The organism is Myroides guanonis, assembly GCF_900114085.1.
In the GTDB taxonomy this organism is placed as follows: domain Bacteria; phylum Bacteroidota; class Bacteroidia; order Flavobacteriales; family Flavobacteriaceae; genus Flavobacterium; species Flavobacterium guanonis.
Window position 1 is genome coordinate 92,423 of sequence record NZ_FORU01000008.1, and the last position, 24,946, is coordinate 117,368.

Below are 24,946 nucleotides of genomic sequence, written 5' to 3' on the forward strand. Positions count from 1 at the left end.
ATAATTTAAATGTTTTTTACGGCAGTTTCAATTCTACTCACAGTTTCCTGAACTCCAAGCATTTCAATTATATCAAATAAGTCTGGACCTTTTAATGCTCCTACCAAGCTCAATCGCAAAGGTTGCATTACTTTACCCATTCCAATCTCCTTAGCGCTAATCCAGTCCTTGATTCTTGTTTCAATAAGTCTAGCTTCAAAAACTTCAATGCTTTGCAACTCTTTTGCAACTTCCATTAAAATATCTCCAGTATCCTCTTTCCAGTTTTTAAGTGCTTTAGCATCATATTCTGTTGGAGCTACAAAGAAAAAATCAGATAAATCATAAAAATCAGAAACAAAGGTAGCTCGCTCTTTAATAGAGCTAACCACTTTCTCTACATATTCGTCTGTAGCTTTAATTCCTTTCTCAACCAAGATTTTTTGGAAATCAACAGTTAAATCAGCATCAGATTGTAATTTTAAATAGTGTTGATTAAACCATTTGTTTTTTTCTGGGTCAAACTTAGCACCTGCTTTGTGAACGCGGTTTAAATCAAATCTCTCTACCAACTCTTCTAATGAAAAAAGCTCTTGCTCTGTCCCATCATTCCAACCTAACAATGCTAAGAAGTTAATAACCGCTTCAGGATAATATCCCTTTTCTCTATAACCAGATGATTTTTCATTTGTAATTGGGTCTTGCCAATCCAAAGGAAAAACAGGGAACCCTAATTTATCACCATCTCTTTTAGATAATTTTCCATTTCCAACTGGTTTCAAAATAAGAGGTAAGTGTGCAAACTTTGGCGCTTCCCATCCAAATGCCTTGTAAAGCAATTCATGAAGTGGGAGTGATGGCAACCATTCTTCTCCACGTATAACATGTGATGTTTCCATCAAATGGTCATCTACAATATTTGCTAAATGATACGTTGGCATCCCATCACTTTTGTACAGAACTTTATCGTCTAATAGATTCGTATCAAATTTCACTTCTCCTCTAATCATATCATTCAATACTAGAACCTCATTAACAGGAGTTTTGAATCGAATTACATAAGGAGTGTCACTGTTTAATAATGAATCCACTTCCTCTTTACTCAATTTCAAAGAAGTATTTAATTGTTCTCTAATACTGTGGTTATATATGAAAGTCTGTCCAGCTGTTTCAGCATTTTTGCGCAATTCATCCAATTCCTCAGAAGAGTCAAAAGCGTAATATGCCCAACCAGCTTCAATTAATTGGTCTGCATATTGTTTGTATAATTCCTTGCGTTCGCTTTGTCTATAAGGACCGAATTTCTCGTTTTTCCCAATGGTTTCATCAGGTGAAATACCCAACCATTTTAAAGCTTCAAAAATATATTCCTCAGCTCCTTCAACATATCTATTTTGATCAGTATCCTCTATACGGATATAGAACACTCCATTATTTTGTTTTGCAAACAAATAATTAAACAAGGCTGTTCTAACTCCTCCAATATGTAAAGGACCTGTTGGACTTGGTGCAAAACGCACGCGAACTTGATTAGTCATTACTATTTTATTTTTTACAAAGATACTATAACTCTAAACTTCTAAATCCTTTTATCAACAAAAGTAATAGGCTTTCTGCTGTTTGGTTGGAAGACCTGCATTTGCAGTTGATCTAGGCTCTCCCATTCAATTTTAGGAGTAACTCTTAACTTAGCCCTAAAAGTGTCTTTAATAGTATTCATAAATTCGTCAGATTGTTCAGAAGAAGCTATTCGTATAACAATTTCATCTGTTCCAATTGCATTTGTCGACACCTCAACGGAGTGTAAATCTATTTGCTTAAAAGACGTCAAAATATCGTGTATAGCAGGAGGGTAAAATGTCGTCCCTTTGTACTTAATCATTTGCTTTTTTCTTCCTTCTACAGGTCCTAATCTATACGTATTTCTACCACAAGCACAGCCCTCACTGTGTTTGCGAACCATATCTCCCGTTTTAAAACGAATCAAAGGAACTCCTTCTACACCTAAAGTCGTTATTACCAATTCTCCCAATTCTCCATCAGCTACCAGTTGATTTTCATCATCTACTATTTCTGTTATAATTAAACTAGGAATGATATGTCCACCTTTATGAAACTCACATTCTGTAAAAGCCGCCCCCATCTCTGTTGAAGCATAAGTAGAAAAAAGGTCAATAGGCCATTTACTGCGTATTCTATTAGCTAGAATTGTCGGTTCCAAATCAGCTGTTCTCAAAGCTTCTCCAATACAGATTACTCCTTCAACACTACTATTTTTATAGTCTATACCTTCTTTTTCCGCATAGTCAATAAGCTTTAACAAGAAAGAAGGCACGCCGATTAAATATTTAGGTTTATACTTTAGAATAGAATCCCATTGAAGCTGCGGAACTCCAGCACCTACTCGAACCACTCCGGCCCCCAATTTTCTCAACCCTAAAAAGTAAGCAAGTCCTGCCATAAACCTTCTATCTATAGTTGTCATTAATTGCACAACATCTCCTTTTTGAATACCTGCACACGCAAAAGATGTTGCTTCGTTAAAAGCCAAACGGTCAAGATCTTTATCAGTTAACCCGAAAGTAACAGGGTCTCCTAAGGTTCCAGATGTAGTGGCATAATCAATAATCTGAGTTTTATCGACACAAAAGAAATCATCATTGCATTTCTGCAAATCATCTTTAGTTATCGTAGGCAGTTGTGCCAAATCTTCAAGTGTTTTAATTTGAGATATATCAATATTGAACTCCTTAAAAAAAGACTTGTAAAAAGGGGAGTTGCTTTCAGCGTATATCAAGGCATCTTTCATCAATGATTCTTGCTGCTTCTTAATCTCTTCTGTTGATTGATATTCTATAAACGATTTCCCTTCCATTTCTTACTTATTTTTTTGAGGTATTCTTCTATTTTAGTAACAGCTACCTTTGTAGTTACTTCCTTCTCTAACGCTATTTTAAATTGCTTTTCAGCTTCTTCGTATTGCTTATTATTATAAAAATAAACACCTGCTCTATAATACACCAACCAATATTCTGGATTTAAATACTGGTAGTCTTTTATAACCTCTGTGGATAAAACCTCTTCTTTGTTGATGGCACTTTCAATTATTCTGTCTTCCATTCTAAATTTTTCGTAATCCAAAAAAGCAGCTGTATAAAGAAAAGGAGATTTCTCAATAGAAAGGCTGTCTATTGAAAAAGAGAATGGCTCGTCAAAAGGTTTTTTAAATATCTCATTCAAATCATAGGCTACAAACGTTCCCAACTGATAAGGACTAGAGGAAACCCATACCATTCTTTTTTCTGGTTGAAATACAATCCCATGATGAGCTAAAAGTTGATTCAACGCTTTCTCATTGCCATAACCAATTTTCTTATTGTTCAAACCTTCTGTATTTCTAAGAATCTCAACCATTTTCTTGGGTGATAGTTTTTCTTCTTCTTCCAATAATTCATTCATCTTGTCCCAACGATACTTGCTATGACTTTCTTCTATGTGCTTTCTATTTCTCTTATCATCAGCAAACGCATCACTTTGAAAGTGATTAGAACAAATTAGAGAACTAGAGTTAGGCATCTCATAAACGCCCATTTTATGAGGTGCTATTTCAATTATTATTGCCTTTTTATCCTCTGCACTACCTATGAGCAAAGACTCAGAAACAAACACCTCTTTATCCTTAGCAATAGCGATAGCTTCTTCTATATTTGAAGCATATTGTAGAATTTCACGTGCAACGATTGAGATAGGTGTCTTTGCTTTTAGTGGAATCGTAGACTTACCTGCATTCAATGTAACTGTAAGTCCTTTTTCATTCATGCCCGAAACAACCCCAATCATTCCCGGCCAACTATACGACATAAAAGCATTTCCAATATCTGGTTTTACAAAAGAAACAACCTTGTTTTCTGCAAAAGCATCACCAGCATAAAAATCAAAATTTCTACCAATTAACAAACCTCCATCTTCTGAATTTTCTCCCCATACCGCTAAAGATGTACAGCCTACTAATGCCAGGTCTTGAAACGCATGTCCTATGTCATGAGCACCGTGCAAATACAAATTTCTATTAAAAGCATCCCCTAGATAATCAAACCTATTGGTAGCATATTTACTAATCCCTAAAATCTCCGTTTGGTATTCTTCAGGTATATATCGGTATAAATGTCGATTGTAAAACTTCAACATCTTAATTAACATCTTTTGTCGAAATCCACCAGGTACAATTTCTTCTACTTTAGAAAAGAAAACTGTTTCTTGTTTCTGATATAAATTCTGAGTTAATGCACCTGTTTTAAGTCCTATTTGATAAGGGTCACCTGCTACATAGAGTTCCCATAATTGCTGTTTATTTTTGAGTAGAAAAGCATTGTTACTCAAACTAGTACTATCTGTTAGCTTTATAACTCTAGGAGCTAAAGTATCATAAACCGAAACAGTGGGAAGAACTTTTAGACCTTTATTGACTCCACAGCTTAAACAAAGGAAAAAGATGAGGAAAAGAGAAAAAAACTTGTTATACGCTGACTTCATACTATCAAAGATTCCATTTTTTAATAAATTCCTCTTTATCCAACATTTCCATGCAGGTAACAAACGCTCCGATTGTAACTCCCATTATTCCGTGCATTCTAATATTTTGACCGCTGAAAAACAAATTGCTTATTTTAGACCTTGGTGATATGAATGTTTTCATAGGATTGTTTGCATCCTTTACAAAACCATACATATTTCCATTTTCAGCACCAATAAAGTCGCGGTAGGTTAGGGGAGTAGACGTATAAATGCGTTCAACAGTCTCCGAAATAGAAGGATAGACTGTCTCTAACCGTTTCATAATTCTAGCCACTTTGTCCTCTTTAAACTTCTCATAGGAATCACTTCTAAATTCTTCCTTCTTAATAGTTGAAACATTATAGGTTTCAGCCCAAGGTTCCACTTCTGAGAAATCCATATAGGTCATTACAGTTATTCCAGACGCCCATTTTTGATTGGGTTCATCCACATTCATAGAACTAACTACTAAATGTGGCCATCCTTCATCACATATTCCTTTTGTATCCCATATATCACCAACACTGTTGTAATGATATCTATTATAGTTTTGATAAGGTAAAGAGTCCTTTTTCAAAACAATATATGTTGAAAAGACAGAAGTTACCTCTTCAAGACTTTTTATTCTCTTTATAAATGGTTTAGAGAAATGTTGTTCCCCTACCATTTTAAGGGTTTGTTTTAAATTAAAATTAGAGATAAACTGTGTGCCCAAATAACGTTTGCCGGATTTAGTCTCACAACTCTTAATATGTGTTCCGTTATACTCAAAAGACACTACCTCAGCATTTTTGTAAACTTCCCCTCCGTATTTTTTCAATTCCTTTATCAATAGCTTACTTATCTGACTTCCCCCGTTAATACATCTCCAAGCACTTTGAATATAAGAATTAACGGTTAATGCATGAACATACAAAGGAGTCTTTTCCTTACTTGCTACATAGAGAAAGTTTGACCCCATTAACACTGCTTTTAGCTTTTCATCTGTTGTTATTTCATCTAAAAAATCACTTAACTTATAAGAGGTTACCTCGTCATTATAACCATTTCCAACCTCAAAGTTATACATGGGAAAACTATTGCAAATCTCTTGAATCTTATTACAATAAGTTCGTAAAGCGTTTTCTTCTTTAGGAAAATGAATCAACAACTGTTGAATGAAATTTTCATAGCCTTGAGCGTGTGGATATATGGTAGAATCTCCTCCAAAAGAAATCAAATCAAAACCATTTTCCTCCATTTTATGAAGCTTTAGTTCATCCATGATACCCAAAAAACTCAAATACTTATTTAAGTTTTGTTCTGTTCCTAAACCTCCAATATAATGAACTCCCGTATCAAATATTTTCTTGTCTCTTGAGAATGTTTGCAGATTCCCTCCAAATTGACTGTTCTTTTCAAGCACACAAACAGTTCGTCCCTCTTTGGCTAAAATCAAAGCAGAAACCAAACCACCCATTCCGCTTCCAACAATTACTACGTCGTATTCCTTTTCCATCCTTTTACAACTTCCAAATCTCTAAAAACTCATTCTCTAATACTCGCTCATAATCCGGCGCTAAGGAAAGAGAAACACCTTCCTTTTTCAACAAAATCACTTTGCTAAACTGCTTTATATACTCCAAAGGAATCACTTCATCCAAATTACTTATTAAAAGGGTTGCTGATGGAACTACTTCTAGAGAATCCCAATACACTAACTTTCTGATTTGATTCACATAAGTGTGTTGAGCAACTGATCTTCTTTCCTCATTAGAAATAAAACTAAATACTTTTCGCTTGCTCTGTTGTAGAACTAATAATAAATCTAGCTGACCTAAATCATTGCCAACGTGTACTATAGTATCTTTACTACCAAGTTGTTTATTCAGTTCATAATAATGATAACTGTATTTCTCAAAATCCTTTTTAACCTCTTTTACAATCTCAGGTTTCTTATATAGATAGGCTAAGAACAACTTCTTTTTAAAATAATTAACCCCTTCTAAATTTTCGCGTATAACAGCAAATTCCTTTTTAAAAGAACGCCCTATCAATTTGGTACGCTCAGAGTAGTTTTTTCCAAAGCTATCATCATCAAAAGCAATGCGCTTTCCAATGGTCGTTATGATATGTCCATCATATATAACAGTATCTCCTTTTGGAATTGTCTCTGAATTTCCGTGAATATAAACAGGAATAATATCTAGTTGTAATTGCTCTGCGAGAAAAAACGCACCTTTATGGAAACGCTGAATGTCATTTGTCCTAGAGCGTGTTCCTTCAGGGAAAACCATCAATGAAAAACCAAAATCCAATTGTTTTTTAAGATGATCTACACTACCGTCTATTCCTTCAGAAACAGGATAAAAACCTGCTGACTGTACAGCCTTTCCAAATACAGGAGAACGATATACCCAATCATTGACCAAGAATGCTACTTTGTTGTGTACCATACCACCCATAACTAAAGAGTCTAAAAACGAAGTGTGGTTTGCTATTAATATAGCAGGTTTTTCAAATCTTTCATCATATGGATTTTTAACTTGTTTCAATACAAAAGGATTCGAATATAAAACCGATTTCATATACATTCCCATTCCCTTTCTGAAAACAATCATCTTTCGCTTTTCAGACCAAGGCATAAGAATCATAACAAGTCTGATTACAAGAGAGTAAAAAGCTCCACAAAGTCCAAAATAGATAAAAGACAAACTACTGTGAAGTAACAATCGCAAGCTAATAGGAGACTTTCCTTTTCGTTGTCTATTCGTAAAACAGATTCTAAAAATATAAGGATATAACACAAATGAAATCAAAGCTGCTACACTCATCCCTATTATCGAAACCAAAGAAATAGATTTCAGAGCAGGATGTTTAGCAAAAACCAAAGTACCAATGGCAAGCAAAGTAGTCAATACCGCTAATAAAATAGAAGCTCTATAGAGAGGCATTTCATTCTTACCTGTGGTATATTCTTTTTGAAGAGCAGAGGTCATAAATATAGTGAAGTCAACACCTTGTCCAAAAATAAGCGTACAAACAATCGTGCTAAAAATGGTGAATTCAATATTAAACATCCCCATTAATCCAGCTGTAATAAACCCAGTAATTACAATTGGTATCAAGCCTACCAAGGCAAGTTCAATTCTTCTATAAAAAAGCCACATGATTCCAAAAACAGCAATGATAGAATAGTTAACTAGGCTATTGAAATCCTTAACAATATTGCCCAAAAAAGCCTCATTGATTTCTTTGCGATCTATGACCATAAAGCGTTCTGTATTGGAAAACTCACTAATAAAATCCGCTCTCTTATCTTCAGATACTTTCACCAACGTGCTCACCGTGTAATGTCCTTCCTTTTCCGTATAGAACTCTTCTATGATCTGTGGGTTTAATGTCTTAAAAGCCATCATATTTAAAGGCTTATACTCTCTTGAAAGAATGTCATAAAAAGGTTGGTAAGCTTCTTTGTTAAACCCGAATGACTCTCCTTGTTTTTGAAAAGATTCTTCTATCGTTTTTCTATTTTTTCTATCCCAAAAGGCATTCCATCTCGCTATCTTTTCTTCTTGTTTTTTTTGAGAAACCACAAAATCTCCTAATGTGCTAAATTGATTAATGAGACCTTCTTCTTTTGCCTCCTTTAGACGAGCATATAAAACGCTATTTTCATCTAAAATCACATCTAAATCAGTACCGTAGCAAGTAAGATAAAGCGATTTACTCTCGCTGTTTAAAGACTGTTCAAGCTTTTGCTCTGCCTGTTTTAACTCTTCAGGAAAATAGTTAAGGGTTGAAAGGTCATTGTTGAAACCTACTTTATTTATGAAAAAAGCGCTGATTCCAAAAGTCAATAAACAAATTCCAAGTACCCATTTATTTGTGTCAAAAGGAAAATTAGCAATTCGATCCAATACCTTTATTCTAGAAGCCGAAGCAATTTCTTTTTCAGAAGGAGTATATAGCTGTGGTATTAATAACAATGAAAACACACCAGCTCCCATAACTGTTATGGCTGCAAAGATTCCCAAATCTCTAAGCGCTTCAGAATGCACAAACACCAAGCATAAAAATGCAATAGCAGTCGTAGTAGCACTCATCATAATTGGTTTTGTTATATCTTGATATAAGACCCTGATATCACCACTGTGTTTATAATGAGTTAAAATATGCAGAGCATAATCAATCGTAATTCCAATCAAAATGGCACCAATACTTAACGAAATAGCCGAAATAGCATCTTTGATAAAATAAAGTATAAACAATGCTATGATAGCACTTATAGCAGTTGGTACAAGGAGTAAAAAGGGAATGTGTATTCTCCTATAGAAAAGCATCAATAAAAGCATCAACACACTAATAGATATAACAACTGTCTTTTGAATATCCTGCTTGATTTGGTCTGCATTCGCAACCGCTACAAAAGAGGCTCCAAAATAATCAATACTTACCCTTTTAGCGTAATCTTGATTCAACTTCGCTTTTAGATTATTTAACTTTTGAATAAAAATGGAATTGTTCTTCGTTTCGCTTCCTGCATATACAGGATCAATAAACAAGAACAACTTAGTTTCATTCTTATCGAATAAAAAACCATCAATAATGTGAAAGTCACCTCCAACATTCAACTGTTGTAGTTTTTGAAGTGCTATAAACCCAATTCCGAAAGGGTCTTTTTGAATAAAATCTTTAGAAACCAAAGAAGTCGGAGATATTAAACTTCTATAGTTAGCAGCAACAGTTGGTGCAATACTATCTATATGAACCTTATTGTCCAATAACTTATAATCATTCTCCTCCAAGAAAAGAGGAAGGTGTTCATAAACAAAGGAAATCGTTTGCTGAATGCTTGAATCATCCACCGTTCCTTTTATATTCTTAACAAATCTTTTTTCTGATTGTAAACTATCGAGGAAACCCGTTGCAAGAGCAACCATCTCATCTGTAGAACCCTCTGATTCTCTTTCGATGATTACTGTGATTTTATCTGAGAACTTAAGTTGATCCAATAATTTTACAACGACATTGGATTCCTCGCTTTTTGGAAGAATCCGCGTAATATCTTCCTCAAACTTGGTGTTCCAAGCTCCCCAACCAGAAACTAGTAGTAAGAACAACATACAAGAATAAAACAAGAATTTATTCTTTTGTCCCCACTGATAAATCTTATAAAACCAATTTTCCATTTTTTATCGATTCTTATTCATTAAAACGAGTAAACCATAACTCAATGTTCCAAGTGTTGCACTCATTAAAAGCGCTAAACTAAAACTTCCCACTACATATTGCATCAAGTGATTGGATACGGTATGAAAATTAAAATCTGTGAACTCCGCTTTAGCTGCTGAATTTGGAATTATAAAATAGCCAATCTGCAAAGAGGAATAAATAATGATAGGAATCATAGGAGGAATACTGATATTAGAAAAAGCAAACGCAAGAGGTTTATTAAGCCGTAAACTAATAGCCAAAAACAAGGATAAAAAGCTATGCAAGCCCCATAGAGGAGTTAATCCAATAAAAGTACCCAATGCTATGGAAGACGCTTTAATAGCCGCAGAATCTCCACTTCCTAGAATATCTTCTTTTACAAAACTCTTAAAACTTTTTTTTTTAAAACCCTTTACAAAATTCCTAGGTATGATATAAGTTAATGTAATGATTACCAATACCGTATTCAATATGCTTATTCTAGTAAAATCCTTAAAAGGTCTAAAGTGTGATACTCTTTCAGAACTATCATACAACACGCTAACAGGTATGTTTTTTACTTTAACCCCGCGCCAAGCAGCACGAACAATTATTTCAATCTCAAACTCAAACTTAGTAGTAAAATACTTTTTGGCAAGTTTATTCAAAGGATACATTCTATATCCAGATTGGGTGTCCGTAAGGGAAATACCCGTTTCAAACCAGAACCAAAAATTAGAGAACTTATTTCCAAAACTACTCTTTTTTGGAATGCCCTCTTGATTCATATTTCTTGAACCAATTAACAACAAAGGTTCTTCTTCAACATGGTCTTTCAGCGCTTCTACAAAAACGGGAATATCACTTGGATAATGTTGACCATCGGAATCTATAGTAATTGCGTAAGAATAACCTTGAGTTCTTGCATATTCAAGCCCCAACCTCAACGCAACTCCTTTTCCTTTATTGGTTGGCTGATTTAAAATTGTTAGAGAATCTTTGTACTTAGACAAAATGGAACTAGTAGAATCTGTAGAACCATCATTTACAACTATTACGTGTGAAGTATATGCTAAAACTCCATCGAGAACTCTCTCTAAAGTTTTATCATTATTATACGTTGGGATAAGCACACAAATTCCCCTTTCATCAATTTCATTGGTTATCGCAATAAGGTTTTGTGTTCCCATTCTATTATTGTTTTATTGCAGCTTTGCACGATCACTCTCTGTAAAGCTTTTTGACTCTTTTGCATATTCCTTTATCCATTCTTTCAAGACTTTATTCTGATCTTTAAAATGGAGTACTATAAAATCCTTGTCTGATTTTATATTCTTATTATACTTGACAATTTTTGGTAGGTTCTCTTGAAGTATTAATCGAACCATCCTATATTCTACATTATTTGGTTGTTGCTCTATAGCTACTTCTAACTTTCCTGCTCCTTCTTGCATCAACTCTTTTTTCTTCTTTAACTGTTTTTCATATTTAGCTAAAGTGATTAAAGCGGCTCCTTCATATACTTCTCGTTGCGCTGAATTCTCTTTCAAACTCGTCGTCTTATTATGAAATTCTTTTGCAGACTCTACGTTCTCTCCAGCTCGTTGAAAACTTTTTATCAATGAATCTGAGGGTTGTTGAAAAACACTAACAAGACTAATAAACCAAAGAAATACTATATTCATCGCTTATTTTATTTTTCTAAATAACTACTATTCATCTTAAAAGCAGTTACTCCTTTGTGGGTTATACTACTCTTGACTTTAAATGTAGAATCCAATTCATTAACAGTAAAATCTAATCTGATACTGTTTGAATCAAAAGGATTTATCAACGACATAAATTTAACATTTGAAACTTGTTGCATAAAAAGCTGTTTCTCAAAAGTGTTTTCAACGATGTCCTTTACAATTTGCATCATACAAACACCAGGCATTACAGGGTTCTGTGGAAAATGTCCTTCAAAAATGGAGTGATTCTCATTTAGTAGAATCACAGCTGAATAAGAATCTCCTTCTTTTTCAAATTGTTCTACGCTATAAAACTCTTTCAACATCATATTTATATAGTTGTCATTCAGTTCACAAAACTAATTAAAAAAACGGTATGCTTAAATAAAATCCTAATACAGCGTACAACTCTTTGCTTTCATCATCAAAATTCTAAAATCTCAATATATTTTTTTGCTATAATATTGTTGTAGACAACGTTTTTTAGATAATTATATAAAAAAACCGCACTGAATGCGGTTTTCCAAAACTATTGTCTCCTCTAAAAATCAATGGGAATTAACTTTATGTTGAGTGGTAAATTGAGATGTTCTATTTCAATTATCCCTTTGACCTCCTCTCCAAACTTATATCGAACTTTTGGTTTGTAGGTTTTAGAATAAATCACTTCTCTTACCTCCTTATCCTTTGTATTTACAATTATAAAAGATTGTCCTTTCTTCTCTTTCGACTTATAAACGATTTGACTTTCATTCACTGCTTTTTCAATTGGTTGATATTGAGATCTTACCAAATAACCAAAGTCATGAGCCAACATATTTAGAACTATTTTCTTATTCAAATCAGGCATCACATAATTCGCCTTATAACCTTCTTTATAAATAGAAAAATCAAACAAAGTATTTCCAAAATCAGATGTCAACACTATGCGATGTTCTTCTTCGTTCATGCGCTTGACGATTAGCATACCGCTAAGTTCTTTTTTAAAAACTTTTACTTCTGCCCTGAAAACGTGTTCTTCTCCAATAGTCGCAAACACGGCGTTTTCTACGGTTTCATCATTAGAGTTGTAATCCTTTTTTGAATCTACCGGACCTTGATAAACGCTACAACTGGAAACTAAGATTATTAATAAACTAGTTAGAAAAACTTTTCTCATCGATCTTCGTGTTCAGCTTCTTATTTACAAAAACAATTCTAGTGTAATCAGCAGAGGGTTCAATCAATTTCACTTCACTAACTGTATTCTGTCCTTCGTCAAAATACAATACTATTTCACTGATATACTGACTTATCTCTTTGTTTATAGGTTTCATCTTTGCGATTCGTCGCTTTTTATCCATGAAATAACGGATAGAAAATTCCTTCTCATCAAACATCTGTCCGCTAACGCTTGATACGATTAGATTATTGATTTTTGCAAACTTTTTATTATTTCCTAAATCAATATTGTTCTTCTTGCCTTGGTCGTTGATACTTATTTTCTGATTGTTAAACAACACGCTATATGCAATAGGACTATTGTATTTCCACAGTAATTTATTGGGAATAGACAATAGCATTTTGCCTTTAGATTCAATCTCTTTAGACATAAAACTAATGTTTTTATACTGTATGAAATCGGTGTCTATCGTTTTTATTTCTTTGTTCTTATTGCTAACCTCCTTATTAAAAGTTTCTATTTGAAGTTTTGTCATAGGTACTTCTTGAGCATAACTTATTGCAATACTCATTACACACCATACTAACAAGGCATAAAATTTTTTCATATCTATTTATTTAATAATTCGTCTATAGTAACGAATCTATAATTATCTACACTCAATTGATTTAATAACAATTCTAATGCCAATACACTTTTTAAAGAAGTATCATGCATTAAAACAATGTCACCCGACTTCACTTTTTTATAAACACGTTCAAAGATAGCCTGCTCCGATTTTAAAACAGTATCCAAAGAACGATTGTTCCACCCTATAACTTTATAATCAAACCTCTTAAGGGCTTTTGCAATTTTTGGGTTTGTAACCCCAAAAGGTGGTCTATAATAGTCAGGTTTAAAGTTGAATTGTCTGAAAAAAACCTGCTCACAGCCTTCTATTTCAGAAGAAACTTCCTCTACAGACAGAAAACCCATCTTAGTAGGATGTGAATAACTGTGATTACCTAAGCAATGCCCTTCCTCGAAGATTCTTTGTGCGATTTCGGGGTGTTTTTCTAATTGAGTTCCAATGCAAAAGAAAGTAGCTTTCGCATTGTGTTTTTTTAATAAGTCTAAAACCTGAGGAGTAAAATTAGTAGGGCCATCATCAAAAGTTAACGCAATAGTGCGGTGCTTTGGATAAGGAGATTTTGAAATAATAGGCGTAAAAAAGCTTAGGCGAACATCAAATGAACCCCAAGATAAAACACCTATAAAAAGAAAAGAAAGAAGTGATAGCCACCAATAAAAGCTATTATAAAGCAGTAGTACTGCTAGTATAAAAAACAGTATATAGATGATTTTTCTCAGCATTTTTTTAATAATATCAAACTGTGGTCTTTGCCTTCAAACTGATTGTATAAAAGCGTGTACTTTTCATTGCACACTTGTTTTTGGGCATGTTCTGCTGCCAACAACAATCCAAATGCAGAAGCTGTATGATGATGTCCCACATATCTTTTATACAGTACTTTTTCTGCCGTTGGAAATAAGGATTCAAACGAAGAAAAGTATTCTTTATCAACGGCTAATTCACAAGAACCTAAAAAGAGAGATCCAACCTCTTGAATAGCTATGTTATTATCAGACAAAAACGTTTCTATTCGGTTTTTATCCATTGTATTTTCTATAGAGATATCTAGTATTTCTGCATAAGATTTCTCTGTTGCTTCTTTGTTTAAAAAAAAGAAAGTAGCCCCCTCAGCAGCATTTACACCTGATTCAAACAATTGCTCTTCTGTATTTATCTTTTCTGCAATTTGTAAATTCTTGTATGTAGAAGAACCAACCTCATCTATACCACCAACTAAGGCATTTTCTAATTCCGATCCTTTTATTTGTAAAAAAGCGTCCAACAAAGCCGATTCAAAAGAACTATTTTGATGAACATACGTAAAATTATATCCTTTACAGCCCATTTGCAATGCAATCTGTCCTCCAACTGTATTGTGTGTAGATTGAATAAAAGCAGTAGGTGTTAAGTGGTTTTCATCGTTTTCTAACAACAGTTCTAAAAACTTTTCAGAATCGATCAAACATCCTAAACCAGTTCCTGTTATTATAGCATCGGGAGTTTTAATATCGGATTCTTGCAATGCAATTTTTGCGGCATACATACCCATTTTTACTCCTTTACTCATTCTTCTAAGCGAAGCAGGAGGCATTAAATCCTTATAACTTGGTTGTTTGGCAAGATTTATACCTTGTTGTATTTCAAGCATAGTTGAAAGGTCGAAATTCCTCGACTGTTCTTGAATGCTAACAGAGCCCAAACCGTTAATATAGATAGTATTTTTACTCATAATTTCTATGCCTTTGAGAAAATTACAGTGGAACAATTTCCTCCGAACCCAAATGAATTAGACATTACATGTTGCAATGGCAAATCCAAAGTTTCTGTTTGAGGTTGTATGTTCAACTCTTCCATAGGTGTTTTGAAATTTAAATTTGCAAAGACTTTTTGATGTCCAATTGCCAACAAACTGTATACGGCTTCTATAGCACCCGCAGCTGCTAGTGTATGTCCTGTATAAGGTTTCGTTGAACTGAAATAAGGAACTTTATCAACAAAGATTCGCTCAATAGCTCTACCTTCTGACAAATCGTTATTAGGTGTTGCTGTACCATGTGCATTGATATAATCTATTTGATTTGATTCTAATCCTGCCATAGTCAAGGCTTTTTCCATAGCCAAATAAGCGCCTTCTCCGTTCTCAGAAGAGGCTGTTTGATGAAAGGCATCATTCGCATTGCCATATCCGCTTACAACGCCTAAAATGGCTCTGTTTGCGTTTCTAGCTATCGATTCTTTTTCAATTACTATATAGGCTGCTGCTTCTCCTAAATTCAATCCTTTTCGATCTTGGTCAAAGGGACTGTTTAATGAGTCTGACAAAATCATCAGTGTATTAAAACCGTTTATAGTGAATTTGGAAAGTGCATCTGTGCCTCCCACTATAACACGATCTAATTTACCTGATTTTATCATGCGGCATCCCATCATGATAGCATTGGCTGCTGAAGAACAGGCAGTACTAATTGTACTAACATATCCTTTAAGTCCTAAATAGTTTGCAATTTTGTCTGTTGAAGCACCTGCTTCTTGACTCGTGATGTATTTTACAACTTGAGGGTTTGTAGCAAATTCTGTATAATATCGCTCTATATAGTCCATACCTCCAACAGAGGTCGAAGATATTAATCCAGTTCTACAGTCGTTTATATCTTCTATGGAAGCATTTTCAACTGCTTGTTTTGCTGCATAAATTCCCAATAAAGTTGTGCGCGTATAGTTATCATTCAAATCCATTTGTAGGCTTTCTTCTAACTCCTTATCTGTTAGTTTGACTTCGCCAACTTGTATTTGATCTTTGTAAATAGAATCGAAAAGACTTAAACGCCCTAAACCAGATTCTCGTTTTAACAAAGCTTCTAAATTTTCTTCTACACTTGTTCCTATCGCAGATACGATCCCCATTCCTGTGATAACTATACGCTCTTGCATCTTTATTTTGTTCTATGAGCCGCAATATAAGCTGCCATGGTTTCTATTGATTGGAAAATCTCACGTCCTTCTTTTGGATCGCTCAATTTGATTCCATAATCTTTATCCATTAAAACTATCAATTCGAGTGCATCGATAGAATCTAATCCTAATCCATCACCAAATAAAGCATCTTGATCTCCTATTTCTGAAAGTTCAATGTCTTCTAAATTCAATACTTCAATAATCTTAACCTTTAATTCTTTCTTTAAATCTTCCATTTCAATTAAATATATTTTGTAATTCTTCTATTGTATGTTGTTTATTTCCTTGTTTTTCTACGAGGTAAAAAACGAGTTTATATCCTCCGTCTAAATAATCTACCCAACCGCATATTACGCGATTTACTCTATTTGTTTCAAACATATATTGGGTGTAATTCCACATGGTTTCGGCATCAAACTTTTCACTTATGAAAAAGGCGTTTTCTCCTTGCAAAGTATGTCGAATACTAATCTCCGCTAAGCATATGTTTGCCAATGTATATACAAAGACAGCGGGACTAGGATAAAAATTATCTTTATCGCTTATTGATTCACAGTGATTTTTATCAGATTCTAAACTTGAATTTGAATTGCTCAAAACCAATCCCACATCTAAGTTAGGTTTTTCCAATTCAATGTTCTCCAAAAGCACTTCTGAACCTATAAAAGCCAGTTTACTCAAGGTATCCATTTTAAAAAACTTAGGATATGATATGTTCTTTTCTCTGTAATAAGCTTTCAACAAATCATTCAATTCAATCTCTTCAGATTCCTTTGAAAAAAGAATTTCTCCATTTCTCTTTATCTCTCCAGCCTCAATTGAACACCAATGGCTGATATACACAGTACTAGTATTCATTTTCTAAAACTTTTTTAATTAAAAGTGCTGTGTTTGATCCACCAAATCCCGAAGCTGTTTTTAATCCAATTTTTAAATCTTGTTCAATAATACTGGTAGTAATATTTAAGGGAATAGAAACTCCAAGTTCTTCAAATCCTTTGGAAATGATTGTCTTATTATTCTTCAAACTCTCCATTAAAACGATTAGTTCCAACAAACCTGCTGCTCCTAATGTATGTCCAAAATAAGCTTTTAAACTGTGAACTGGTTTTTCTGCAAGTCCACTTCTATCAAAAGCAATGGCTTCCATCTCATCATTGTAAAGTGTAGCGGTTCCATGTGCTGAAACTACATCAATATTTTGAGAAGAAATCTCCGCTTCACGCAGAGCGCTTTGAATACTTAAATACAATCCTTCTCCCGTTCTTGAGGGTCCTGAAATATGATTGGCATCTGCAATGGACGCTTCTCCTAGTATCTCAAAACTATCTTTGTTTTTTATTTCTTTACTCACATATACAGCAGCTGCTGCTTCTCCCAAATTAATTCCCGTTCTTGATTTATCGAAAGGTTTACAAACTTCCTTACTCATCGCTTGAAAACTTGAGAATCCCGATACCACAAATGGAGTAATTTCATCTAATGCCAATACAAAAGCATCTTCAAATTGATTCATTTGAATTAAACGCTTTGCTGTTGCAACAGCCATTAAACCCGATACACATGCATTACAAATAATAATTGGTTGGTTCTTGAATCCAAAGTGTGTAGTAATTTTCGAAGCTAATAAAGAAATACTAGCCCCGTTTAAATTTCCCTTTTCTAGTTCTTGTATGTTTCCTTTGGTTGTAGCAATGACTAAAGCAGTTCGTGAACTTATTAATCCTTTCTCTACAATAGGGTTTAAGGTAATGAGTGCTAATTTCTCTAAGCGCGTATATGTATTGGAATCTAAATTTAAGTGTGCAAAGGTTTCTTCTATGATATTCTCTTTAAAGATTCCTGCGCAAAAATCTTCAATTTCTCCGAGTTTCTCTATTTTTCGAATACCAGAGTCTCCCTTCGAAATCGCATTCCAAGTATCATTTATACCAAATCCTAATGGACTAAAGCAATTTGCCTTATTTATATAAACCTTCTTCATACTATAAAGCTCCTAAATTCTCTTTCCATTCATCGTAAAATGGAGGAATAGCTAGCGACAAATTATTGTGTTTATCCAAAAAGACTTGAACTGTCTCTCCTGTACAAACCAGTTGATTTTCCTGATTTACAATTCTGTATTTAAAAATGATTTTAGCTGCTTTTGTCACTATATAAGTAGCGCAAATTTTTATTACATCTCCATATTTCAGAGTATGTTTATGACTGCAACTAGAAGATACTATTGGTGTCACATAACCCTCATTTAACATATCCAAGTAAGATATGCCATATTTTCTTCCAAAAGCTTCTCTTGCATCTTCAAAATAGGTAAGGTAATTCCCGTGCCACACTATACCCAAGGCATCTGTTTCATTGAATCGAACACGCGTTTCAACCTCAACTGTTAAACCTTCCATCTCTTTATAAAGATCTTTTTTTCTTATCATACCACAAAGCAATTGAGATCATTAATGAAGAAAACAAAAGTAGCAAAATAATCTCATACTTAATTTGCCATAAAGTACCCTGCCTTAGTAGAAGTGTATAGTAACCCTCCAATCCCCAATTCATAGGAGATAATTTTGCAATGTATTGCATTGCAATAGGCATTGCAAAAGTAGGTACCCAAACACCACTAACAGCAGCTAATATTACAACAAACGTAGCTCCAAAAGGTGAAGACTGTTCTTCTGTTTTAGCAAATGTTCCGAATAGTACTCCTATAGAAATAGCAGCTAATCCAACTGCAAGAGTTAAAATTGTCAAATTAAGCAATTGACCACCTATCATAAACGGCATTAAACCTATTAAAGGAAAGACATATCTACCTACTATTAAAATCAGATAAAACTGTAAAATACAAATCACTAAATAGGTTACTATTTTACCTGCCCAAAGAATAAATGTATTCGTAGGCATTGTATATAAACGCACTTTTGTTCCTTGGTTCTTTTCTTTGAGCAAATTCATTGCAAAAGGAACAATTATAAAAAATATAGCAAATAAAGACCAAGCAGGTACATTGTGTTGTACTGCATTTGGCAATACAATCAATTCCTTTTCTTGTGGAATGATTTCATTGAAAACCACTAAATTCTTTTGTTCTAAAAATTCGGAGTTTTCAGGTAAATCGAGTTGTTCTGCAAAAGCTTGGTAAATGAATTTATTTTCAATTCTACCAACAATTTTATCTATTGCACTCTTAATACCTTCTCTAAAAGCAATTTGCAATGCAGGATCAAAATAGAGACGAACTTCTTGTTCTGACTGCGATTCAACGGCTGTACTTGATTCTGAACTCTCTACTACCGCTTCCAAAACCTGCTCTACATTATTATCTATTTGCTTTTGAATATTAGATGTTAGGTTTGGTGGTATCACAATAGCTAGTTGATAATTTCCCTTTATTACTTCTTCTTGCAATCGATTTTCATCTAATTGTGTAACTCCATCAAGAGATTGAATAATCTCAAAACTACCAGATTGTGTAATTTCATCCAATACTTGTTGAGAAACTTTTTCCTTGTCATTATCAATGACTAAAACTTTCATCTTCTGATTGGTGATATTCTCATAAGTATTATTCTGTATAAGAGTAACGACAATAACAAGCACAACAGGCATTATGAACAAAACTGCCAATCCACCCAAATCTTTGAATAAAATCAAAAACTCTTTCCTTAGGGTCATGTAAAACTTATTCATGTTCCTTTAGGTTTACTCCAGTCAATGCTAAAAATGCGGCTTCTAGATTGGTTGTCTGTGTTTTTTCCATCAGCTCTTCACTAGACCCTAAAGCAAATATTTTTCCTTTGTCAATAATTGCAATGGTCTCACATAATTCTTGTACTTCATGTAGGTGATGAGAAGTATAAATAATGGTAGTTCCCTTTTTGTGTAGCTCTTTTAATAAATCGACTAAAATCAATCGAGACTGCAAATCAACTCCAACGGTTGGTTCATCTAAAAACAGGATAGAGGGGTTGTGTAATATACCTGCAATCAGGTTAACTCGCCTTTTCATTCCTCCTGAAAAAGATTGAATCGAACGATGTGCGTGTTCTTTTAAACCCAAATAATCGAGGTAATAATCAATGCTTTTCTTTAATTCTTTTCCTTTTAAACCATACATACTTCCAAAGTACAAAAGGTTTTCATAGGCAGATAGAGTAGGGTATAGGGCATATTCTTGTGGAACTACTCCAATATTTTGTTTTATCTGTTTTTCAAAGGATTCATAGTTTTTTCCTTCTATTAGTATTTTTCCTGTAGTGGGTTTAATCAATCCGCATAGCAAGGAAATCAAAGTTGTTTTACCAGCCCCATTAGGTCCTAATAATCCGAAAAATGCTCCTTTTTTAATTTGAAGATTAACATCCTCAACAGAGAAAAATTCGCTCTCTTTGTACTTTTTATAAATACCTTGTATGTCAATAATAGCATTCATTAAGTGATTGCTTTTTTAAGTTTCTTAAAAAACACTTCCTCTCTAGCTGCTAAATCGAATAATTCTTTAGATAGTTGTTCATAGACATCTTCTCCATTCTTTCTCTTTTTATAAACACGTGCTGCATTAACAGCAAAATCACGCCAAGAGTCCCCAATTTGAGTCATTTCTTTTGAAAAATCGTTTAATGAGGGCATGTTTAATTTCTGTGCGGCTTCTTGCAAAAATGCTGCATATATAAAGCGAAAACCTCCACCACCAGTACCAATTTCTTCTTGCATACGAACCATTTGAGCCAAGTAGTGATTCGCTTTGGGTACTCCATGTTTTTTAGGCCATTTTAAGATAGCTCTCGCAACCATTCGCATTCCTCTAACTCCAACGATAGGAACGGGTGCTAACATATCATTACAAGTTTTCTTAATAGCTTTTTTTATTGCTTTTTCCCAATCGATGTGATTGGGGATTTCAACTGGATAATAGATTTGACCTTTAGGTGCAAAAGCTCCTTGTGCAAATCGAACTTTCTCCAATTCTACTGCAGTTAACTTTGTTGTCGTTTCCATTACGGGATCACTTACCAAAAAATCACTACCGTTTTTTCCAAAAACCACTAGATTATGAGCGTTGAAATGGAATCGATATTCATCTGGAAAATAAGGCAGATGATAAACACCTACTTGTAAACCACATGGAATCCCGTTTTCAAGCGTATTTTCAAGTACTTGCTGTGCCTTTGTTTTATTTGAGAATTTTATGCGTTTTACTTTTAACCCCAAACGCTTTGCTAGTCTGTTAAAGATAAGACCTGGTAACGGTCTATAACTAATTGCAGGTGCATGGTTTACTTTTACAAAAGGTAGATAAACAAAAAACAATCCGGAACCAATTCCAAATGCCATAGGTTCACTGATTTCAATACCTTGATTGCTCAGTAAATTTGAAGCTACTCCATTTTCACAGTGGGCTGCTTGTCTATGTTTAAATTCTAATTCCATATTATCTCTTTCCAAATGTTTTTAATTCTTCTATAGTAATATTAAAAACAGTTGCATAACGCTCCAAAATAGAGCTGTTTAATTTATTGAATGTGGTTGGGTTAAAATGTCTTTTAACTCGCCATTTCCACAGTTTAACATAGGCTGCTAAAGTGGTTAAATCCATGCGTTGCAATTCCATATAATAAACAATTGGACTTACAATTCCTTGTTCTACTTGCTGCTTCGCTTCTTCTATTCTAACACTTATTGCATCTAAGGTTGCTTGTTGAACAATCGTTTTTGGTTCCCATCCCGCACTTAATGCCGTAACATATTCTCCTTTTTCATTAACTGCATAACAAAGCTCTTTTAGACTATTTTCACCTAAACTGCTAGTGTCTTGAGGTACTTCGGATTCTTTCATAACTATTGTTTTTGTAAAAAGAGATTCATCTCTGCTTCTAACAATTTTTCTTGATCTACATAACTACTAACTGCTATGACGCAAATTGAAAAACCTTCTCCATCCATCTTAGATATCAAAGTTCCTTCTGTTTGTATAGTTTGATCAACCTTTGGCAATTTGAAAACAGTGATTTTCTTTATTGAACTTATAAAACCAATCACATCAACATCTTGCCTTTCTTCTTGATTTTCATCAAAGAAAAAATTTTGACCTACAATAGCAGAACACGTTTGAGCTGCATTTTCAATCAATCCGCTTTCTGTTAATACTCCATCAACAATAAACAGATTATCCCTTTTTACTTCGAAATTAGTTGTAACGCTTTTCTGATTGATTTCAGTAATGATATCTACCATTAACATCGGACTGCGATGAGGCAAATAATTCTGTATTTCTATTACTTTATTATTGACTTTCATCTGTCTTAGCAATAACCGTTTTCATTTCACCAGCTGCGATTTTCTCTCCATTACAAAAGGTAGTGAGTTCTATTAAAGTCACTCCCAAGAATTCTTGAATAATTCTTCCGTGAGTAATAAGTTCTTCCCCAACTTTTGGAAGTCTATAAATGTCTATTTTCTTAATTGCTCCTATATAACCAGTAGGAGGTGTGAGCTTTTTTAGAAAATAATCATATCCCGTATGTAAAGCTACCGTTTGAGCCATATGTTCAATTATTCCGCTTTCGTGCATATAATTATTAACAACTCCAATATTGTTGCTAGAAACGCTTAATCCGGCTTCTATTTCTGTTTCATTAAAACTATAAAGAGCATCTACCATAACCAAAGGAGCTCTTTGTGGTATTAGCTCTAAAACTGTAGTTCGTTCAATTAATTCTTTCCTCATGATTAAACTACTTTTAAATAAGCATAGGCATAAGAAAAACGTCCACTCTCAGGAACGGATAACAAAATGCGATCTCCTGATTTAAGCTTGCCTGAATGAAATAATTCATCCAACATCAAAAAGATAGAAGCAGATCCTACATTTCCAACGTGTTTCAAATTCATAAACCACTTTTCTTTTGGAATCTCCAAACCTGCATCTTTAAACTTATTGTATAATGCATCCACAAAAAAATGTGAAGATACATGAGGTAAAAAGTAATCTATTTCGCTAACCTTTGTATTGTTCTTCAACAACGCCGAAGCCATACTCTCAACTCCTTTATCTAAAATATTATCATTTAAGATTTTTACGTCTTGCTTTAGCGAAAATACCGATTCAGTTAACCATTCTGCAGTTGTAAATTCACTCCAAGGCTTAATCGTTCCATCTTCTAACTTATCTCCTCCTGCATACATACAAGCTTCTAATTCAAAAGCAAATGAATAGAAATCCATCCATTCTATTTCTAATGAAGTAGTTTCTCTCGGTTTATTTTCCAGTAAAAAAGCACCACTACCGTCTGACAACATCCAACGTAAAAAATCCTTTTTAAAAGCTATGATTGGTGTTTCTTCTAGTTTTTTCAAATTGTGGACTTCTGCTTCAAAACGATTTGATTGCATCCATGTGGATACTCTCTCTGAACCTGTACAAACAGCATTCTCAGAATTTCCTGCTTTCACAGATAAATATCCGAATTTCAAAGCGTTCATTCCAGAACAACAAACACCAGATGAAGAATTCAATTCTAATGATTTTGTCTTCATCAGTCCATGAACCATTGCTGCATGGGATGGAAGTAAGCTATCAGGTGTTGATGTTCCACAGGATAACACCTCAATTGAAGACATGTCTAAATCTCCATCAAACAAGCCTTTAACTGCTTCTAAAGTTAATTGGGCGTTATTGTGTGTAACAACACCTTCTTTATTTAAAGCATAATAACGGTTTTCAATTCCGTTATTTCGCAATACTATTCGTCTTGCCTTTGAAGCTTGTGAGTCAATTTTTCCCAAAACATCTTCCATTTCGTCATTTGAAATAGGATTATTTGGTAAAAATTTAGAAACTTTAGTGATATAAACTTTTTCCATATTTTTATTTAACTCCTTCAAAATAAGTCTTATCCCTTCGGATTTTATTATAATTTATTGGGTAAGTAATAAGGTGAATTAGATGTACAATTGGCGAAATAAGCCATATTGCAACAAGTAAATACACATTAAAACACTTTAATAAAAAAGACCTCTTCTCAGCTTTACTATTCAAAATAAGATTTGACCAAATAGAAAATAGTCTGTTTGCCTTCTTATCCATAGAAACTAAAAAGTGTCGTATTTCTACTGCTCCTTGAGCTACTAAATTTGTTTGTAATTCTATATAATCACCTGAATCTAAATGATTCTGTATTGTTCTTCCAAAACGAATACTGTCTTCAATTTCTTCAGGAGAAATACCTGGTTTTGGAAATATTCCGTATAATTTTCTTTGTAAGCCTGTAAACATCCAATCTACTATTGTTACAATACTTACAAGATTTACATTTCTATCAACCAAAGCTATATTCCCTACTAAATTTCCTTTACACTGAATTAGTAATTCTTTCACTTTTTCTTGAGCCATTACCCACATATTCCTAGTACCACTTATTGTAATAATAGGGGTGTCGCGTAATAACTGTTGCGCTATTTCACTCTTTAAAAATGAATTAATAGGAATAGAAGGGGTTAAATACCATACTTGGTATCCTAGAATAATAAGGTCGTATTTTTTGTTTAAAATAGAATCTTTAGGTGGTAAAAAAGGTTGTTCTAACTGTTTAAAAGATTCTGGAAAAACACCAAAGAAATCCTCCTTCTTCCATGGAAACGGATATTCCTTTGTCATTTCAATCTCATAATAGTCAATCTCATATCTGCTAGAATCCTTTAAGGGTTCACACACACGGTCTAGAACTTTTTTTAATTGCCCTGTTTGACTATAATAAACTACTAGTACACTTTTCATAT

25 protein-coding genes are annotated in these 24,946 nt (G+C 33.8%); all 25 read right to left on the reverse strand.

The features are described from left to right. Positions 1 to 5 precede the first annotated feature (5 nt). Positions 6 to 1,517: a glutamate--tRNA ligase gene (gene gltX, locus BM024_RS08290; RefSeq protein WP_090679162.1), complete on the reverse strand. Its 1,512-nt coding sequence runs from the start codon at positions 1,515 to 1,517 to the stop codon at positions 6 to 8. Positions 1,518 to 1,558: 41 nt separating this feature from the next. Beyond that, positions 1,559 to 2,854, reverse strand: a complete 1,296-nt coding sequence (locus BM024_RS08295; RefSeq protein WP_090679164.1) for a flexirubin biosynthesis putative acyl-CoA ligase FlxY — start codon at positions 2,852 to 2,854, stop codon at positions 1,559 to 1,561. After that, complete coding sequence (locus BM024_RS08300; protein WP_090679165.1) at positions 2,833 to 4,512, reverse strand: C45 family autoproteolytic acyltransferase/hydrolase; 1,680 nt, start codon at positions 4,510 to 4,512, stop codon at positions 2,833 to 2,835. Before BM024_RS08300 ends, BM024_RS08295 begins: the two co-directional genes overlap by 22 nt. A gap of 4 nt (positions 4,513 to 4,516) precedes the next feature. Further along, the gene (locus BM024_RS08305; protein ID WP_090679167.1) at positions 4,517 to 6,031 is read right to left on the reverse strand and encodes a phytoene desaturase family protein; all 1,515 of its coding nucleotides are present in this window, start codon (positions 6,029 to 6,031) and stop codon (positions 4,517 to 4,519) included. Between the two features lie 4 nt (positions 6,032 to 6,035). Further along, positions 6,036 to 9,704 (reverse strand): 1-acyl-sn-glycerol-3-phosphate acyltransferase, encoded by a 3,669-nt coding sequence (locus tag BM024_RS08310; protein WP_090679169.1) that lies wholly within the window; start codon positions 9,702 to 9,704, stop codon positions 6,036 to 6,038. A 3-nt stretch (positions 9,705 to 9,707) separates the two neighbouring features. Beyond that, the gene (locus BM024_RS08315) at positions 9,708 to 10,898 is read right to left on the reverse strand and encodes a DUF2062 domain-containing protein (RefSeq protein WP_090679171.1); all 1,191 of its coding nucleotides are present in this window, start codon (positions 10,896 to 10,898) and stop codon (positions 9,708 to 9,710) included. A gap of 12 nt (positions 10,899 to 10,910) precedes the next feature. Beyond that, positions 10,911 to 11,393 carry a hypothetical protein gene (locus BM024_RS08320; RefSeq protein ID WP_090679173.1) on the reverse strand — a complete coding sequence of 161 codons (483 nt, stop codon included), beginning with the start codon at positions 11,391 to 11,393 and terminating at the stop codon, positions 10,911 to 10,913. Between the two features lie 8 nt (positions 11,394 to 11,401). After that, entirely contained in the window at positions 11,402 to 11,767 is a 366-nt protein-coding gene (locus tag BM024_RS08325; RefSeq protein ID WP_090679175.1) for an ApeI family dehydratase, read from the reverse strand. Between the two features lie 212 nt (positions 11,768 to 11,979). Next, positions 11,980 to 12,597 (reverse strand): flexirubin biosynthesis protein LolB2, encoded by a 618-nt coding sequence (locus tag BM024_RS08330; protein ID WP_090679177.1) that lies wholly within the window; start codon positions 12,595 to 12,597, stop codon positions 11,980 to 11,982. Then, the gene (locus BM024_RS08335) at positions 12,575 to 13,207 is read right to left on the reverse strand and encodes a flexirubin biosynthesis/transport protein LolA2 (RefSeq protein ID WP_090679179.1); all 633 of its coding nucleotides are present in this window, start codon (positions 13,205 to 13,207) and stop codon (positions 12,575 to 12,577) included. The genes BM024_RS08330 and BM024_RS08335 overlap by 23 nt, the downstream gene beginning before the upstream one ends. Before the next feature lie 2 nt (positions 13,208 to 13,209). Continuing rightward, on the reverse strand, positions 13,210 to 13,953 hold the full coding sequence (locus tag BM024_RS08340; protein ID WP_090679181.1) for a polysaccharide deacetylase family protein: 744 nt from the start codon (positions 13,951 to 13,953) through the stop codon (positions 13,210 to 13,212). After that, positions 13,947 to 14,942 (reverse strand): beta-ketoacyl synthase N-terminal-like domain-containing protein, encoded by a 996-nt coding sequence (locus BM024_RS08345; protein WP_090679183.1) that lies wholly within the window; start codon positions 14,940 to 14,942, stop codon positions 13,947 to 13,949. The genes BM024_RS08340 and BM024_RS08345 overlap by 7 nt, the downstream gene beginning before the upstream one ends. 5 nt (positions 14,943 to 14,947) lie before the next feature. Continuing rightward, complete coding sequence (locus tag BM024_RS08350; protein ID WP_090679185.1) at positions 14,948 to 16,144, reverse strand: beta-ketoacyl-[acyl-carrier-protein] synthase family protein; 1,197 nt, start codon at positions 16,142 to 16,144, stop codon at positions 14,948 to 14,950. Positions 16,145 to 16,146: 2 nt separating this feature from the next. Further along, positions 16,147 to 16,404 (reverse strand): phosphopantetheine-binding protein, encoded by a 258-nt coding sequence (locus BM024_RS08355; RefSeq protein WP_090679187.1) that lies wholly within the window; start codon positions 16,402 to 16,404, stop codon positions 16,147 to 16,149. Position 16,405: 1 nt separating this feature from the next. Next, positions 16,406 to 17,026: a 3-oxoacyl-ACP synthase gene (locus BM024_RS08360; protein WP_090679188.1), complete on the reverse strand. Its 621-nt coding sequence runs from the start codon at positions 17,024 to 17,026 to the stop codon at positions 16,406 to 16,408. After that, positions 17,016 to 18,152 (reverse strand): beta-ketoacyl-[acyl-carrier-protein] synthase family protein, encoded by a 1,137-nt coding sequence (locus tag BM024_RS08365; RefSeq protein ID WP_090679190.1) that lies wholly within the window; start codon positions 18,150 to 18,152, stop codon positions 17,016 to 17,018. The genes BM024_RS08360 and BM024_RS08365 overlap by 11 nt, the downstream gene beginning before the upstream one ends. A gap of 1 nt (position 18,153) precedes the next feature. Next, positions 18,154 to 18,600: an acyl-CoA thioesterase gene (locus BM024_RS08370; RefSeq protein ID WP_090679192.1), complete on the reverse strand. Its 447-nt coding sequence runs from the start codon at positions 18,598 to 18,600 to the stop codon at positions 18,154 to 18,156. Further along, entirely contained in the window at positions 18,575 to 19,858 is a 1,284-nt protein-coding gene (locus tag BM024_RS08375) for an ABC transporter permease (RefSeq protein ID WP_090679194.1), read from the reverse strand. Before BM024_RS08375 ends, BM024_RS08370 begins: the two co-directional genes overlap by 26 nt. Then, on the reverse strand, positions 19,851 to 20,600 hold the full coding sequence (locus BM024_RS08380) for an ABC transporter ATP-binding protein (RefSeq protein WP_090679196.1): 750 nt from the start codon (positions 20,598 to 20,600) through the stop codon (positions 19,851 to 19,853). The genes BM024_RS08375 and BM024_RS08380 overlap by 8 nt, the downstream gene beginning before the upstream one ends. Continuing rightward, the gene (locus BM024_RS08385; protein WP_090679198.1) at positions 20,600 to 21,598 is read right to left on the reverse strand and encodes a BtrH-related acyltransferase DarH; all 999 of its coding nucleotides are present in this window, start codon (positions 21,596 to 21,598) and stop codon (positions 20,600 to 20,602) included. Before BM024_RS08385 ends, BM024_RS08380 begins: the two co-directional genes overlap by 1 nt. 1 nt (position 21,599) lies before the next feature. Continuing rightward, positions 21,600 to 22,004 carry a flexirubin biosynthesis protein DarG gene (locus BM024_RS08390; RefSeq protein WP_090679200.1) on the reverse strand — a complete coding sequence of 135 codons (405 nt, stop codon included), beginning with the start codon at positions 22,002 to 22,004 and terminating at the stop codon, positions 21,600 to 21,602. 2 nt (positions 22,005 to 22,006) lie between these two features. Continuing rightward, positions 22,007 to 22,465, reverse strand: coding sequence for a hotdog family protein (locus BM024_RS08395; RefSeq protein ID WP_090679202.1), 459 nt, complete (start codon positions 22,463 to 22,465; stop codon positions 22,007 to 22,009). Further along, a complete protein-coding gene (locus tag BM024_RS08400) occupies positions 22,452 to 22,895 on the reverse strand; it encodes a hotdog family protein (RefSeq protein WP_090679204.1) in 444 nt (147 codons plus the stop codon). The genes BM024_RS08395 and BM024_RS08400 overlap by 14 nt, the downstream gene beginning before the upstream one ends. A 2-nt stretch (positions 22,896 to 22,897) precedes the next feature. Next, positions 22,898 to 24,031: a dialkylresorcinol biosynthesis protein DarB gene (locus BM024_RS08405; RefSeq protein ID WP_090679205.1), complete on the reverse strand. Its 1,134-nt coding sequence runs from the start codon at positions 24,029 to 24,031 to the stop codon at positions 22,898 to 22,900. A 4-nt stretch (positions 24,032 to 24,035) separates the two neighbouring features. Beyond that, positions 24,036 to 24,944 carry a hypothetical protein gene (locus BM024_RS08410; protein ID WP_090679207.1) on the reverse strand — a complete coding sequence of 303 codons (909 nt, stop codon included), beginning with the start codon at positions 24,942 to 24,944 and terminating at the stop codon, positions 24,036 to 24,038. Positions 24,945 to 24,946: the final 2 nt, after the last annotated feature.